Annotated in this window: 12 protein-coding genes and 2 pseudogenes; 12 read left to right on the top strand and 2 right to left on the bottom strand. The window is 48.9% G+C overall.

Annotation, left to right across the window (positions count from 1 at the left end; translation table 11 throughout):
- Positions 1 to 41: 41 nt before the first annotated feature.
- On the bottom strand, positions 42 to 1,487 hold the full coding sequence (locus L881_RS0102770; RefSeq protein ID WP_025732199.1) for a M20 family metallopeptidase: 1,446 nt from the start codon (positions 1,485 to 1,487) through the stop codon (positions 42 to 44).
- Positions 1,484 to 2,797 (bottom strand): M20 family metallo-hydrolase, encoded by a 1,314-nt coding sequence (locus L881_RS0102765; protein ID WP_025732198.1) that lies wholly within the window; start codon positions 2,795 to 2,797, stop codon positions 1,484 to 1,486. Before L881_RS0102765 ends, L881_RS0102770 begins: the two co-directional genes overlap by 4 nt.
- Before the next feature lie 138 nt (positions 2,798 to 2,935).
- Between L881_RS0102765 and L881_RS0102760 the strand changes: the two genes are divergently transcribed.
- The 12 genes and pseudogenes from L881_RS0102760 to L881_RS0102720 all read left to right on the top strand — a co-directional run bounded on the left by L881_RS0102760 (position 2,936) and on the right by L881_RS0102720 (position 14,385).
- Complete coding sequence (locus L881_RS0102760) at positions 2,936 to 3,832, top strand: LysR family transcriptional regulator (protein WP_025732197.1); 897 nt, start codon at positions 2,936 to 2,938, stop codon at positions 3,830 to 3,832.
- Between the two features lie 507 nt (positions 3,833 to 4,339).
- Positions 4,340 to 5,806 (top strand): IMP dehydrogenase, encoded by a 1,467-nt coding sequence (guaB, locus tag L881_RS0102755; RefSeq protein ID WP_025732196.1) that lies wholly within the window; start codon positions 4,340 to 4,342, stop codon positions 5,804 to 5,806.
- A gap of 119 nt (positions 5,807 to 5,925) precedes the next feature.
- Positions 5,926 to 7,500: a glutamine-hydrolyzing GMP synthase gene (guaA, locus tag L881_RS0102750; RefSeq protein ID WP_025732195.1), complete on the top strand. Its 1,575-nt coding sequence runs from the start codon at positions 5,926 to 5,928 to the stop codon at positions 7,498 to 7,500.
- A gap of 202 nt (positions 7,501 to 7,702) precedes the next feature.
- Positions 7,703 to 8,047 (top strand): zinc ribbon domain-containing protein YjdM, encoded by a 345-nt coding sequence (locus L881_RS0102745; protein ID WP_025732194.1) that lies wholly within the window; start codon positions 7,703 to 7,705, stop codon positions 8,045 to 8,047.
- Between the two features lie 96 nt (positions 8,048 to 8,143).
- Entirely contained in the window at positions 8,144 to 8,542 is a 399-nt protein-coding gene (locus L881_RS0102740) for a tyrosine-type recombinase/integrase (protein WP_425393533.1), read from the top strand.
- Between the two features lie 46 nt (positions 8,543 to 8,588).
- On the top strand, positions 8,589 to 9,656 hold the full coding sequence (locus tag L881_RS0102735; protein WP_025732192.1) for a nucleoid-associated protein: 1,068 nt from the start codon (positions 8,589 to 8,591) through the stop codon (positions 9,654 to 9,656).
- A complete protein-coding gene (locus L881_RS0102730; RefSeq protein ID WP_034578236.1) occupies positions 9,656 to 10,666 on the top strand; it encodes a GTP pyrophosphokinase in 1,011 nt (336 codons plus the stop codon). The genes L881_RS0102735 and L881_RS0102730 overlap by 1 nt, the downstream gene beginning before the upstream one ends.
- A gap of 310 nt (positions 10,667 to 10,976) precedes the next feature.
- The gene (locus tag L881_RS13895) at positions 10,977 to 11,288 is read left to right on the top strand and encodes a hypothetical protein (RefSeq protein ID WP_034578224.1); all 312 of its coding nucleotides are present in this window, start codon (positions 10,977 to 10,979) and stop codon (positions 11,286 to 11,288) included.
- Between the two features lie 11 nt (positions 11,289 to 11,299).
- The gene (locus L881_RS13890; protein ID WP_211238877.1) at positions 11,300 to 11,650 is read left to right on the top strand and encodes a hypothetical protein; all 351 of its coding nucleotides are present in this window, start codon (positions 11,300 to 11,302) and stop codon (positions 11,648 to 11,650) included.
- 71 nt (positions 11,651 to 11,721) lie between these two features.
- Positions 11,722 to 12,174 (top strand): annotated as a pseudogene (locus L881_RS14095) (nuclease-related domain-containing protein); the annotation flags it as partial.
- A 930-nt stretch (positions 12,175 to 13,104) separates the two neighbouring features.
- Positions 13,105 to 13,182 (top strand): annotated as a pseudogene (locus tag L881_RS14090) (SEC-C metal-binding domain-containing protein); the annotation flags it as partial.
- Between the two features lie 843 nt (positions 13,183 to 14,025).
- Positions 14,026 to 14,385 carry a hypothetical protein gene (locus tag L881_RS0102720; RefSeq protein WP_025732190.1) on the top strand — a complete coding sequence of 120 codons (360 nt, stop codon included), beginning with the start codon at positions 14,026 to 14,028 and terminating at the stop codon, positions 14,383 to 14,385.
- The last annotated feature ends 340 nt before the right edge of the window (positions 14,386 to 14,725 follow it).

Here is a 14,725-nt window from a genome sequence, read left to right as displayed (position 1 = left end):
AATAGTGCGCTTGTTGTAATTGTGGTGTTTTGACCCTGCCGCTACTTCAGCGGGGAGGGCGTTATTCCTTCAGGAATGGGGCAGCGATATGGCTTTTCGTCTAGCTGCTGCTGCCATTCTGCACGCGCTTGCTGAAGCAACGCTTTGTCTTCCAATAGGCGAATGGCAGAAGCCCCTAGCACCTTCGCTGCAAGCAGCATGCCCTTATGGGCAATCGAGGTGCGCCCTTGGCTCACCAGTTGCCAGCTATGCAAGGCGGTGCCCATGGCAAAGCAGGGGGTATGGCACTGAGCCACCGGCATTTTCCAACTAACATCGCCGACATCGGTAGAGGCAGCCCATAGGGTGTCGCTCTCTGCATAGGGCGCGACTTCATCCGCCAATACGGTGCTGCGATGACGGCGGATAAAGTCGGCACCAGCGTCACCACCGGTATTGGCGATGGTTTGCAGGCTGGTGTCGATATCGCTGTCACTCAGGGTGGCGCGAATGGAAGCAGCAAACTCCTGTTCAGCGCTGCTCCACTGTGGAGTGCCAAAGTGCTGCAACACTTCATACATGGCTCGTTCGAGTGAGCGATTGGGCAGGTAGTTGGTGCAGGCCTTGTCGAAGCGATAGCTGACCGAGGTTTCCGTCATCAAAGCCGCGCCCTGGGCAATCTTATCGACACGCTCGAATATCCGCTCGACTTCGGCCATGTCGGGGGCACGTATCAAATAGAGCACTTCAGCATGCGGCTGCACCACATTGGGCGAGACGCCACCGCTATCGGTAATGGCATAGTGGACGCGCGCCTGGTCGATCAGATGCTCGTTGAGGAAATTACTGCCCACGGTCATGAGTGTGGCGGCATCTAGAGCACTGCGACCCAGGTGAGGAGAGGCGGCGGCATGAGAAGGAGTGCCAGTAAAGCGCCAGGCCACCTGCATATTGGCCAGCGTGCGGTTATTCAACATGCCCGCGAAGGTTTCCGGGTGCCACGTCAGCGCGGCATCCACATTGTCGAACAGCCCCTCGCGCACCATGAATGTTTTACCGGAGCCGCCCTCTTCCCCCGGGCAGCCATAGAAGCGAATGGTGCCGCTGCCGCCTTTCTGCTCAAGCCATTGCTTGGCCGCGATAGCGCCAGCCAGCGCCGCTGTTCCCAACAGGTTATGCCCACACCCATGGCCGTTACCGCCTTCCGTAATAGCGGAAGGTTCAGCGCAATGGGCGTGCTGGCTCAGACCTGCCAGAGCGTCATACTCGCCCAATAGCGCAATAACGGGGCTGCCTTGACCATAGCTCGCGATAAAGGCGTGAGGAATGCCGCCAGCGTTACGCTCAAGGGTGAAGCCTTCTTTCTCTAGTGCGCTGGCAAGGTGGTCGGCGGACCACTGCTCCTCGAAGCGGGTTTCGGGGTGATCCCAGATGGCATCGGCCATCTCTATGAAGTGCTGCTGCTTGCCTTCAATCACCGCATTGGCAAAATCGTTGTAACGAGTCATCGGATCGGCTCCTGCCAGGGAAATTCCAGCACTATGCGTGCCAGTGTTTCGACCGCGGTTTGCATAACCTCTTCATTGAAGTCGAACCCTTCATTGTGATGGCCTGCGCTGAGTTCGGTCCCAAACACCATGTAGGATGCCAGACCACCTTGCTGCTGAACGCGCTCCATCATCAGCGTAGCGTCCTCTGACCCGGCACCGCGCTCACAGTGGGGCTGCGCATGCTCTACCCCCGTAACGCGGGAAGCGACCTCACGCAGATAGTCCACCCATGCAGGAGAAGGATGGCTGGAAGTTGCTGCACCCATGATCTTCTGCTCACACGTCACGCCGTGCATGGTTGCGGCGCCTGTGATGACCTCCTGAGCACGCTGCACTACATATTGGTTGATGGCGTCGGTTTGACCGCGGGTTTCAATCTTGAGAAGGGCGTCGGCGGGCACCACATTGCGGCCACTGCCCGCCCTCATTACGCCGGTATTGACGCGGGAGGCACCACCGCTGTGGGGCGCGATGGCGGCCAGCCCCAGTGCGGCCTGCGCTGCTGCCAGCAAGGCGTTGCGACCCGCTTCCGGCTGACCGCCTGCATGTGCTGCCACCCCGTGAAAGCGCACATCAAGCTTGGTGGTGGCCATGAACTTGTCATCTCCGCAGATGACCGTTCCTGCAGGAATGCCGGTGCCTATGTGAATGGCGGTAAAGTAATCAACACTTTCCAGCGCACCGGCGGCCACCATGGCACGGGCACCACGAGTTCCTTCTTCTGCTGGCTGAAAGATAAGCTTGATCACGCCGTGTAGCTGATCCTGATAGGCAATTAAAAGCCGTGCCAAGCCTAGCCCGATGGCGGTATGCCCATCATGACCACAGGCGTGCATCATGCCGGGGTTACAGGAGGCGAAGCCCTCCTTGCCGGGGCGGTGCAGCTCGTCACTGCGTTCATCAAGATCGAGCGCATCCATATCGACGCGAAACGCGATAACGGGTCCCGCACGGCCAGTATCCAGCGTTGCCACAATGCCGGTGAAGCCATCGGCAAAGAAGGGCAGCCACGCCTCCAGAGCGCCTTGTGTACGGGCGCGAGCCAGCTCCTTATCCAGAGTGGCCTGGTCAGGCAGGCCCATGCGCGTATCTGCATCAACCACCTCTCGCCCCAGCGCCAGCTCGAACCCCAGCCGATCCAGCTCGGCTGCTACGTGAGTTGCGGTGCGAAACTCCACCCAGCCCGATTCGGCATAGTGATGAAAATCACGCCGCCATTCAGTCATCTGGGGGAGCAACTGGCGTGCATTCTGGTGTAAGTGGGGCATAACGACATTGACCGTGGATGGAAAACAGAAGGCCCGTTCATGTTGGCGTGGGCCGCTTCCTCCAATCTGACACGGAGCACTGGCGCTCGATAGATGTTATTTTCTTAAGGGTGATAATTTCAGGTTATCGGAAGAAGCATGACATTTCAGATCAAGTTTCATCATCTACAAGCCTTTGTAGAAGTAGCGCGCCAGGGCAGCATTCGTGGCGCTGGTCGTACGCTTGAGCGTTCACAGCCGGGGCTGACCAAAACCATTAAAGAGCTTGAAACGGGCCTGGCGATACAGCTTTTTGTGCGCCGCAGGGAAGGCGTGATGCTGACCGAAATCGGGAAGGGTTTTTATCAGCACGCCAGCCTGATTCTCGAAGAGCTGCGGGTTGCCCAGGAAGATATTCAGCAGCAGCAGGGGGAGTTATCGGGCTGCATTAACATTGGGCTTTCTCCCAGCGTTGCCAATACGCTGATGCCGCCGATTATTCACCATTTTTACTGGCAGTATCCCCATGCGCGGGTCAAGGTGCTGGAAGGCTCGTTAGGGTTTCTCGTGGGAGAGCTACGTCAGGGAAGGCTCGATTTCACGATCAATACTCACTCCCCCGACACCTTCAATCAGGACCTTGTCTTTGAAAAGGTGTTCGAGAAAACCTATGCCATTTTCGCCCGCCGGGATCATCCCATGGCGCAGGCTACTTCCGTCGCGGAGCTGCTTCAGTGTGACTGGACGGTGCCCACTTCCCACAATGGCTACTTTCAGGCATTGCTCAAAAGTGCCGGCGCCGACCCGATGCGCCTCTCCATTGATGTGGTGTGCGAGAGTATCTCTTCGACGGCGGGCCTGGTGAGGCAGAGCGATTTTCTGACCATTCTGCCCATCGACTGCCCTGAGGTGGAGTATGGCCTGGTGCAGATTCCGATTGCAGAGACACTGCCCCAGGTGCCTTATTATCTTGTTCAGCGTCGCGATATTCAGCAGACATTACTGGCCGCGCTTCTGATCAGCCGTTTTCGCAAGGCGAGCCAGTTAGCCGGTTGAGCGTGTAGCAGGCGTATTGAAGAAGTACCCACCGCATTTCAGGGGCGGGAAGGGGAGTTGTCCGGTGTTGGCATTCAGCCCGTGGGTTCGCGCTGGACAGAATAGCCTTCGATCCATTAGAATTCGCGATTAACTTTTACATCGAAGACGTCCATGCTCTATTTGGCCCGCACCATACGCCCCTCACTGCCCGGCAAGGCTCGGGAGAGGGGGCTGCGGGGCTGTTTCAGGCGCTTCGATCGGTGTGTGCCGCCACCTGGCGGTACGCGCCGAGCCTGCCCTGAGCCGGTCACTTTCCCTGCGCACTTTTGCGCGTCGAAAGCTGACCGGCTTCGTGTATATGGGCCTCATAAAACCGCATGGCACGCCTTTCTCACCGAATTTTATCAGCGGCTGCCCTTATGGCCGCGAGGGCGATGTTGCTGCCCTCACTAACGCACTGGCAACGCTGCTCTACCCATTTTTATCAGCCTCTTTCAATGTCTTTACAGCTCAAGGATACATATCATGCTACGTATAGCTCAGGAAGCGCTTACGTTTGACGACGTATTACTGGTACCCGGCTACTCCAATGTACTGCCGAAGAACGTCAGTCTGAAAACCAGGGTAACGCGTGCTATTTCACTGAATATTCCGCTGCTCTCTTCTGCCATGGATACGGTAACCGAGGCGCGCCTCGCGATCGCCATGGCGCAGGAAGGGGGGCTTGGCATCATTCACAAGAGCATGAGCGTCGAGAAGCAGGCGGCGGAAGTGCGCAAGGTGAAAAAGCACGAGAGCGTGATCGTCAAGGACCCGGTCACCGTTAGCCCGACGCTGAAGCTCAATGAGCTGCTGCCGATGGCGGAAGAGTACGGCTACTCCGGTTTCCCCGTGATTGATAACGGTAAGCTGGTAGGCATCGTAACCGGCCGTGACATGCGCTTTTTGCCTGAAACTGGCGATGATGTCGCGGCGATCATGACGCCCCGTGAGCGTCTGGTGACCGTGCCGAACAACACCTCGATCAGTGAGATCAAGGCGCAGCTGCAAGAGAACCGCATCGAAAAAATGCTGGTGGTCGATGGCGATCACCTGATCGGCCTGGTCACCGTGCGTGATATCGAGAAAGCGCGCACCTGGCCCAACGCCGCCAAGGATGAAGATGGCCGCTTGCTGGTGGGCGCCGCCGTAGGCACCGGCGCTGACACCGAAGATCGCGTCAAGGCGCTGGCGGAAGCAGGCGTTGACGTGCTGGTGGTGGATACCGCGCACGGCCACTCGCAAGGCGTGCTGGATCGCATTAGCTGGGTGAAGAAGAGCTTCCCCCATGTGCAGGTGATTGGTGGAAACATCGCCACGGCGGCGGCTGCCAAGGCGCTGGTTGAAGCTGGCGCAGATGGCGTGAAAGTAGGCATCGGCCCCGGCTCGATCTGCACCACACGTATCGTGGCAGGTGTGGGCGTACCGCAGATTACGGCTGTTGCCGACGTAGCAGAAGCGCTGGAAGGCACCGGTGTACCGCTGATCGCCGATGGCGGCATTCGCTTCTCCGGTGATATCTCCAAAGCGATTGTCGCCGGTGCTTCCTGCGTGATGGTCGGCGGCCTGCTGGCCGGAACTGAAGAAGCGCCCGGTGAGGTCGAGCTTTATCAGGGCCGTACCTACAAGGCTTACCGCGGCATGGGCTCGATGGGCGCCATGTCCCAGACCCAGGGCTCTTCCGATCGTTACTTCCAGGACAAGAGCGAAGGTGTCGAGAAGCTGGTGCCGGAAGGTATCGAAGGGCGCGTGCCTTATAAAGGTGCCATGAGCGCCATCGTGCATCAGCTGATGGGCGGTCTGCGTGCTTCCATGGGCTACACGGGCAGCCACTCCATTGATGACATGCGCACCAAGCCGCAGTTCGTCAAGATCAGCGCTGCCGGCTTCGCTGAATCGCACGTACACGACGTGCAGATTACCAAGGAAGCCCCCAACTACCGCGGCGCGTAATCCAGCGTTGCCATGACCGTTCAGGCGTTCCCGTTTAGGCGGGAGCGCTTGCTTCTTTTATACTGGCTGCCGTCGCGCTAGCGCAGCCTTTTTTAGCTTTAACCGCCGGAATAGCCTCTATGACCGATATTCATTCCGATAAGCTCCTGATTCTGGACTTCGGCTCTCAGTACACTCAGCTGATCGCGCGCCGCGTGCGCGAAATCGGCGTCTTCTGCGAAATTCATCCCTTCGACATGAGCGAAGCCGAGATTCGCGACTTCGCGCCAAAGGGCATCATCCTCTCCGGTGGCCCTGAATCCGTAGCAGAGCTTGGTTCACCGCGTGCTCCCGAATGCGTGTTCGAGATGGGCATTCCGCTGTTTGGCATCTGCTATGGCCTGCAAACCATGGCGCATCAGCTGGGCGGCGAAACGCAAGGCTCCAACAAGCGTGAGTTTGGCTACGCGCAGATTCAGGTGGATGCCGACGACCGTCTTCTGAAGGGGCTGAAGGATAGCGAAGGCGAGGGCGGCAAGCCGCTGCTGGACGTGTGGATGAGTCACGGCGACAAGGTGGCACGCGCCCCTGAGCAGTTCACCGTGACCGCATCGACGCCAAGCTGCCCGATTGCCGCGATGAGCTGGGAAGAGAAGCGCTTCTACGGTGTGCAGTTCCATCCGGAAGTAACCCACTCGATTCGCGGCAAGCAGATTATCGAGCGCTTCGTGGTAGAGGTGTGCGGATGCGCCCAGCTATGGACTCCTGCACGGATTATCGAAGATCAGATCGCCCGCGTTCGCGAGCAGGTCGGTGATAAAAAGGTACTGCTCGGCCTCTCCGGTGGTGTTGATTCCTCCGTGGTAGCGGCACTGCTGCATCAGGCCATCGGTGACCAGCTCACCTGCGTCTTCGTTGATAACGGTCTGCTGCGCAAGAACGAAGGCGACGACGTGATGAAGGTGTTCGGCGAACACCTCGGCGTCAAGGTAATTCGCGCCGACGCAGAAGAGCTGTTCCTCTCCAAGCTCGCAGGCGTCAGCGATCCTGAAGCGAAGCGCAAGATTATCGGCAACACCTTCATCGACGTGTTCGATGCCGAAGCCGAAAAGCTCACTGAAGTCAGCTTCCTCGCTCAGGGCACCATCTACCCCGATGTAGTCGAATCCGCCGCGACCAAAACCGGCAAGGCCCAGGTGATTAAATCGCACCACAACGTAGGCGGCCTGCCCGAGACCATGAAAATGGCGCTGGTCGAGCCACTGCGCGAACTGTTCAAGGATGAAGTGCGCAAGATCGGCGTCGAACTCGGCCTGCCTGAAGCCATGGTTTACCGCCATCCCTTCCCCGGCCCCGGCCTCGGCGTACGTATTCTTGGTGAAGTGAAAAAAGAGTACGCCGACATCCTCCGCGAAGCCGACGCCATCTTCATTGAAGAGCTGCGCAATGCCGGCTGGTACGAAAAAACCTCCCAGGCCTTTGTTGTCTTCCTGCCGGTAAAATCTGTCGGCGTTGTTGGTGACAACCGCCGCTACGAATGGGTCGTCTCCCTTCGCGCTGTCGAAACCATCGACTTCATGACCGCCCGCTGGGCGCACCTGCCTTATGAACTGCTGGAAAAGGTCTCCAACCGCATTATCAACGAGATCGCCGGTATTTCCAGGGTCGCCTATGATGTGAGCAGCAAGCCCCCCGCCACGATTGAGTGGGAGTGATTGCTTTTTATAACTAGTTGATTTTAATTGTTAAAATAAATGCCATTGATGATTTTATACACGTCGTCAATGGTATTTTTTATGGTATGCAGAGAGCATGCTGTTCAAATAAAACGCCGATACTATGAACAGATGAGCGATGTAATCATGGTATTGGCACAGCTTTCGGATATGCCGGAGCACGTTTCAAGGATTTGTTGATATGAGCACTCTTCCTCCCTGTTCCCAATGTCAGTCCACCCTTACTTATGAAGATGGTGGCGGACTCTACATCTGCCCTGAATGCGGTCACGAGTGGTCGGCTCAGACCACGACTGAGGCTGAGTCGGAAGAACGTGTTCACCGCGATGCCGCTGGAAACGTACTGAGCGATGGCGATAGTGTCACTGTCATTAAAGACCTGAAGCTCAAGGGATCGAGTGGTGTTGTGAAGATGGGAACCAAGGTCAAGAATATCCGCCTGGTCGATGGAGATCATGATATTGATTGCAAGATCGACAAATTCGGAGCAATGAGTTTGAAATCAGAGTTCGTGAAGAAGATGTGAGGGATGTTGTTGGGTAATTGGAGAGCTCAGAAGGTCGAACATCTGTATATGTTGGTATGGTCAGCGGATATGACCAGATTTGGGCCGCGAGAGCGGATGCAACGATATAACACTCACCAGGTGTTTCTCTCACAACAGGCACTGGATATCTTTATTGCCCTGAAAACCTTCGCTGGTGGCTCAGATTATATGCTGTCTTCACGGTACGACTCTGATGCGCCGATGAGTGCTGCCACTATCAATCAAGTGCTGAAGCTGACTTACAAGGCTGCGCAGAAAGATGGGCAGTCTCTAGCCAAGTTTGGGCCGCATGATCTGAGACGGGCGGTTAGTACCCTGTTGCACGAAGCAGGCTATAATACTGACTGGATTGAAAAATGCTTAGCTCATGAACAAAAAGGTGTTAGGGCTGTTTATAACAAGGCAGAATATAGAGAGCAGCGTGTATCAATGCTGCAAGACTGGGCGGATATGATAGATGATCGGGTCTCTTAACGCCGGTGGTTTTAAATAAAAAATAATGTAGGGAGTGGTGCTTTTAATGACTTTTACATTTGATAACCTTAATTTTCACAGAATAATTTTACATAACGTCTATAAGCCTAACGATGAAGGGCGTGTTGATCCGTTTCCTAGTCGTGTATTAACACAGTTAGCTGGTACTGGTTTAGATAAGCTACAACAGCGTATCAGTAGTGTACTCGGTAATGGTTCGCACAGCTTGCAAATGGACATAGCTCAGGATGGCGCTGCTAGCTGTTTTCATTGTGCTACCCGACTCTTAACTGATGACGATGCTAGTTTTATAAAAAATTCAGTAGAAATTGCTGAGTTGCATACCACCGCTCATACAAGCAAGAGCTGGCCTGGAGGAACTTTAGTAATTATTGATGGAACTGCTGGAGCTGTGAATAAAAGATGCTTATTCATCATTAAAGCAGAGCAGCAAGCAGGGTTCGTTGGAAAAGAAGAGAGTGATAAGATTGTTATGGATTACTTGGACAACTTAATACTTACTCCTCAAGCGAAACTCTACAAAGTTGGTGCATTTGTTGAAATAAGCAGGGAAAGTGTTAGTAATGAAATTAGAAATGCTGACGACTTTGAAGCCTATGTTTTTGATAGTAACATCCAAGCAAAAGATGATAGAAAGGCTGCAAGGTATTTTTATTCTGGTTTCTTGGGCTTAAGAATTCCTGAAAACTCAGAGCAGAGAACTCGGGACTTTTTTGAATATACAAAAAATTTCATTAATGATTCTGATCTGTCGACAGAAAGTAAGGTCGATCTTCAACAAGCTCTACACACATACCTGAAAACTGATCAAAGCAATACAGTTCAGACTAGTAGTTTCGCTGACCAATTCATGGAAGAGGAATTAAGAGATGATTATGCTGCTTACATGGAAAGTAAAAATTTTCCAACTAACGCAATAGTTAAAGATAACTCTTTAATTAAGAGGAAGTTGCAACATCGTAAAATGAACTTCTCTTCCAGCGTTAAGTTGACAGCTCCAGCTGATACTTTTGAAGAAATGGTTCAGGTTATTGACGTTACTGATGAACATACTACCCTGAGAATACAGGGTAAGCTGACTGAGCAAGAATAGTGAAACGCGACGAGTTCATCCAGTTGTATGAAGCTGAATTGCCCATGTATAAAGCATGGGCTGACTTTGTACTGATTAAAATTGATTCCAGTATTTTGTCTCATGCGGGAACAAAAAGTGCGTACTTGGAATGGGTGAAAATACCACCATCTCAAAGAGTAAAACAGGTGGATTCTCTGGTCACGAAGGCATTTATCAGGAAGCGGAACAAGTATAAAGACCCTTACAAGGAAATCACTGATAAAGCAGGCATTCGATTTGTTGTGCTGCTAACATCTCAACTTGAGCTGTTGTGTAATATAGTTGAAGAAGCTACAAGTTGGGCTTATTCAAAGGATAAAGAATTTGATGAGTGGAAAGGTGATGATCCGAGACTATTTGATTATCAATCTGTTCACTATATTGTTTACGCCGCTAGGGATATTGAGCACAAAGGTGTTCAGATAAAAGAAGGCACCCCCTGCGAAGTGCAATTAAGGACTTTGCTTCAACATGCTTATGCGGAGCTTACTCATGATACTATCTATAAAGGTAATATAGCGGCTTCACCAGAGGTCCACAGAACATTCGCAAAAAGTATGGCTCTGATGGAAACTACTGATGATTTATTGTGTAATGCAAAGATTTTATTAGAAAATGCGACGGCCGATATAAATGCATGGAAGAATGCCATCAACACCGAAGCGAAAAAACGTCTTGGTGACATTCAGCTCATTGATGATAGTAAAAGTGCAGACCATTTACTCAACTCAATTAGTGATTTATTACAAAAAACTTCAACAGATGAGTTTTTAGCTTTCCTTGAAGATCCAAATTATTCCTATGTAAGTGAAAAGATTAAAGAGAGGCAAGCCGGTTCGGTAGAATTTAGGCATCCGTTTGTTCTTTTAATGTACTTTCTTGCAAAAAGGTTTCGTGCGTCATTATATCGAAAATGGCCTCTTGATCTTGAGCCTCTGGAGGGTGTTTACAGCGATTTAGGGCTTCAGCCTCCTTGGGCCACAACCTAAATTTTAGCGGCTAAAATTTAGGTTGGCTTTTTCGTGGCCTGTTAGCAGGAAGCAAAAATCTTTGCGAACTGCTGCTAATGCTTTAGATACTGCTTGAGGTGTCATTGGTTGTTGTGTTCTGCTTATTTACATACATAAAACCGATTATGGTGAAGCTGTAACTTGTTTCTGGACAGAAACTATTTTGTATCATTGCTGTAATACCGTGGCTATTGATTAAAATAACTAATGAAAAACAAGGCCTGCTTCTAATTGATATGCTTCAGTATGTGTTAAATTTAATATAAGTAACCACACATCACGGGACACTATGAGAACTGAGCAAGAAATTTTTGATGAGCTAGAGGTAATTGCTGCCCAAGAAGGTTTCTGGGAAGTTATAGCTTTTTTCTGTTGGAAAGACACTTTTATTCATTTTTCTGGTGAAAAGTTGGACGCTGAAGCCTTCGCGCAGGCATTTGATAGAACTCGCTTATCCAGAACAGAGCTTTTAATACTCATTGGTTTAGCGTGTAAAAGCGGATTCAGGGCGAAGCAACTGAGCTTAGATGAATTAAAAAAAGAGCGGAACATGTCTGGCATCTTCTCGATGAATTACATCATAGCTTTTATCCACCACTAGACTTTGCTGCCTTGTCTGAAAAATTGGGTCCCAAGGGTGGTGATGATATCCCTAATTTTGGTGAGTTCATGCGAGAATTAGCCCCAAACAGAGATAAAAATCACTTTATGCGAGAAGCTATTTTTTACGGAGGGGATGGGGTTTTTAAATATCAATATAGAGATTTAGCCAAGCGAAGATATTCTCTTGATGAGGATTGGGTTGAGGCAAACAAAGGGTTTAAAATCTCTCAAGCAGTCCATGTTATTTCGGCTATAGAACAAATTCAACTAGAAAAAGCCAATCAGTTAGCCTATTCAGCAAAAAGCTGGTCATTGCCATACCACCTACCTATGTCATTTTTACTATCTCTGAAGTGGTAACACAAAGTGGTTTAGGCGAAGAGGTTGTCGAGGCTGTGATCGCAGCTTTATCAGCCAGGCCCGAAGAAGGAATGAAATGCTTTAAATCTGTAGATGATTTTAATCATAAGAATGCGTTTCCTATAATAAAAATTGGCGAAGAAACCTTCGTCAGTTTTCAAGCCTACAGTTTATGGGAAGCTCTTTATGAAAGCCCATTCTTTTGGTTTAACGAAGACAAAGCTTACAAGTCTATTGCAAGCAAACACAGAGGTGCTTTTACTGAGGGTTTTACCGCTGAACGCCTAGCATTAGTATTTGGCAAAGAGAATGTATTAACCAATCTCGATATCTTCGATGGTAAAGACAAAGCTGGCGAAATTGACGTTTTAGTCACATTTGGTCGTTTCGCGATAGTAGTGCAAGCTAAGTCCAAGAAGCTCACTATTGAAGCTCGTAAAGGTAATAGTCAGCAGCTTGAAGATGATTTTAAAAAAGCGATTCAAGATGCCTATGACCAAGCCGACTTGTGTAGCCAACTGTTGCAAAAAGAAGGTTATATTTTCAAAGACGAATTTGGAAAAGAAGTTAATATTCAATCAGATTTCAAGACGATATTTCCTGTTTGTATCGTATCAGATCACTTCCCAGCTCTTGCTGCCCAAGCTCGGCACTTTCTGAAATATAAAACAACCAATGTAATAAAACACCCTTATGTAATGGATGTGTTTTTAATGGATCTGATTACAGAAATGTTGCCATCTCCTCTTTGGGTTATCGACTATCTTAATAAACGGAGTGACTATGGTGATTCAATTCTTTCTAATCATGAACTAATAATTCTTTCAACTTACATAAAGCAAAACTTATACTTTGAGGAAGATCCAACGCTAGTTATGATTGACGATGATATTTCCACAGATCTTGAATTAGCCATTTTAGCCAGAAGAGATGGTTATGATGGCCCAAAAACTCCTGAAGGCTTTCTCACATTTCCTAGAAAGTCTCATATTGGAAGAATTATCGATGATATTGAGTTTTCGGCAGATTATTGTCTTCAGAAGCTAGGATTACACCTTCTATCTATGAGTGGTAATAGTATAGATCTACTCAATAAAGCAATTTCAAAGATGATTACTCAATTTAAAAAAGATCATCATCACCATGATATATCTCTTCCCTTGTTAGAGGAAAAAACTGGTTTAACTGTCCATTGTAATGAAGATGATAATGATACTGCCTATAAGAGACTGGTTACACATTGTGATAAGCGAAAATACACATGCAAAGCAGAATCTTGGGTTGGATGTTGTTTTAGCCCAACTAAAGATAAGCTCCGATTTGCTTCATACCACGAAAGCAAGTGGAACCAATCAGGTGAAATGGATAGGTTAGTTGCTGACCTAAAGCCTATTTCACCAGAGCATCATATAGAAGACGTAAGAAAAATTTCCTTTGGTAAGCAGCCGCAGATAGAAGGTAGAAAAGTTGGAAGAAATGAGCCTTGCCCATGCGGCAGTGGTAAGAAATATAAACGATGCTGTATACCATAATTCTGAATTAGTGGTAAAAATCTAGTCGTATGTGAGCCTCGTATTCATCGCGAGGCTTATTCCTATTAGAATTTCTTATTGATTTAAATAGTATTTAAAACTCATTTGGGGCAAAAGTGTGTTTTGGGCTTTATTAACAAGAGTCAGTACCGCTTAATTTGACTCGATATTGAGGTTGCGTTATTTGGTTTAAGATTTTCTCGGCTTTAAGCCCGGAGTGTTCCCTAGAGTTTTTTGTTGTCACGTCGAGGTTGATCTGGTTTGCCAGTAGACTTGGCTATTGGTTTTGGTCCTGGTTTCAAACCCATGATTTGCCCCTTTTATTTAACGAACTTATTCCTAGTTGCATAGTCTTTGTGCAGTATTTATGGCTTTCAAAATGTGTATGAAAAATAATCCAAAAATATCCCCAAGGTTTATTGCTGGTAACTCATGTTTTAGTGCATTTTAAAAATGTACTGTGACAAGCTGGAATCACAAGATGGATAGAATTACCTCGGGACCTCGCTGAAGAGAAGCAAGAGCTGTGCAGTGACATGGCAGAGCAGAGGTATCTGTCTGGGCTCGGGCTGAGCTTCGGAAATGCAGAGCTGCAAAAAAGTAGCAAAAATTCTTCGGGTGGTATAATTCATGGTATTTCTAGATGGTTGATTTATAAATAACTGAATTTAAATAATGTGTTGTGTCTATTTATGTTATGATGGAATCGTAGTTAGAATTTTTATTTTTGTTTGGAATGTTGATTTTTTATTTTATTTTTAGAGTGTGTTTAAAGTGAAGAATATAAATAGAATTGGGATTCCAATAATTATGATCATATCAGGTGTTGCAGGAGCTCATGATATGAATTATGACAGTAAGGATTTGGAAAAATATCTCGATACATTATTAACTTTTTCAGCAATATTATTCACGATTCTAGGGGTAATGGTCACATTTGTATACCCCGAAACGATAAAAAATAAAGGCGATAAGTTAGATGCAAAAGAAGATGCGTTGCTAAACGGAATAATAAGCTGTGCAAGTATTTGTGTTATAATACTGGTTTATTATTATTTAAAAATATTTCTATCTATGATAACGTGGAATGATACTGTTCGCTTTGTGTTTAAAGGACTTATGCTCGGTTGGTTTGGCTCTCTGGGCGTATTCTTAATTATATCATTGTTGAAAATATTTTTTTCCTTCAGGGCTAACCGTTAGTGAACTAACTCAATATATGATGTTTTTAATTTAAGAGAGTTGTAGTGCAGTGAATAAATATTGGAGAATTTAAACTAAAGGTATTCGTCAAAAGTTTACTTCATTGCCGTGAGTGCGCGTTACGCGCTTCGCATAATCAAGTACTACGTGGCGAAAAGAGGCTAAAATCGGTTACGTTGAAGAACTCTTCGGTTGTGGATTCGACTTCTTCAGTCTTCCAGGATTGGGGCCGAGCCAGCAACCTACCTAGAAGTTACAGCTAGGGGCGTAACCCCTCCTGCCCCCCAACCATACAACCCTCACCACCTGTAGCAGCTCCCAATTACAGCTCGCTACAGGC

The organism is Carnimonas nigrificans ATCC BAA-78 (assembly GCF_000526695.1).
Lineage (GTDB): Bacteria > Pseudomonadota > Gammaproteobacteria > Pseudomonadales > Halomonadaceae > Carnimonas > Carnimonas nigrificans.
The sequence above is the reverse complement of the archived record's forward strand: the minus strand, read 5'-3'. Positions and strand labels throughout refer to the sequence as shown.

Coding starts and splice junctions, on each gene's coding strand:
- guaA (WP_025732195.1), top strand. CDS start 5,926: ATGACCGATATTCATTCCGATAAGCTCCTGATTCTGGACTTCGGCTCT.
- L881_RS0102735 (WP_025732192.1), top strand. CDS start 8,589: ATGACTTTTACATTTGATAACCTTAATTTTCACAGAATAATTTTACAT.
- guaB (WP_025732196.1), top strand. CDS start 4,340: ATGCTACGTATAGCTCAGGAAGCGCTTACGTTTGACGACGTATTACTG.
- L881_RS0102760 (WP_025732197.1), top strand. CDS start 2,936: ATGACATTTCAGATCAAGTTTCATCATCTACAAGCCTTTGTAGAAGTA.
- L881_RS0102765 (WP_025732198.1), bottom strand. CDS start 2,797: ATGCCCCACTTACACCAGAATGCACGCCAGTTGCTCCCCCAGATGACT.
- L881_RS13895 (WP_034578224.1), top strand. CDS start 10,977: ATGAGAACTGAGCAAGAAATTTTTGATGAGCTAGAGGTAATTGCTGCC.
- L881_RS0102745 (WP_025732194.1), top strand. CDS start 7,703: ATGAGCACTCTTCCTCCCTGTTCCCAATGTCAGTCCACCCTTACTTAT.
- L881_RS0102740 (WP_425393533.1), top strand. CDS start 8,144: ATGCAACGATATAACACTCACCAGGTGTTTCTCTCACAACAGGCACTG.
- L881_RS0102770 (WP_025732199.1), bottom strand. CDS start 1,487: ATGACTCGTTACAACGATTTTGCCAATGCGGTGATTGAAGGCAAGCAG.
- L881_RS0102720 (WP_025732190.1), top strand. CDS start 14,026: ATGAATTATGACAGTAAGGATTTGGAAAAATATCTCGATACATTATTA.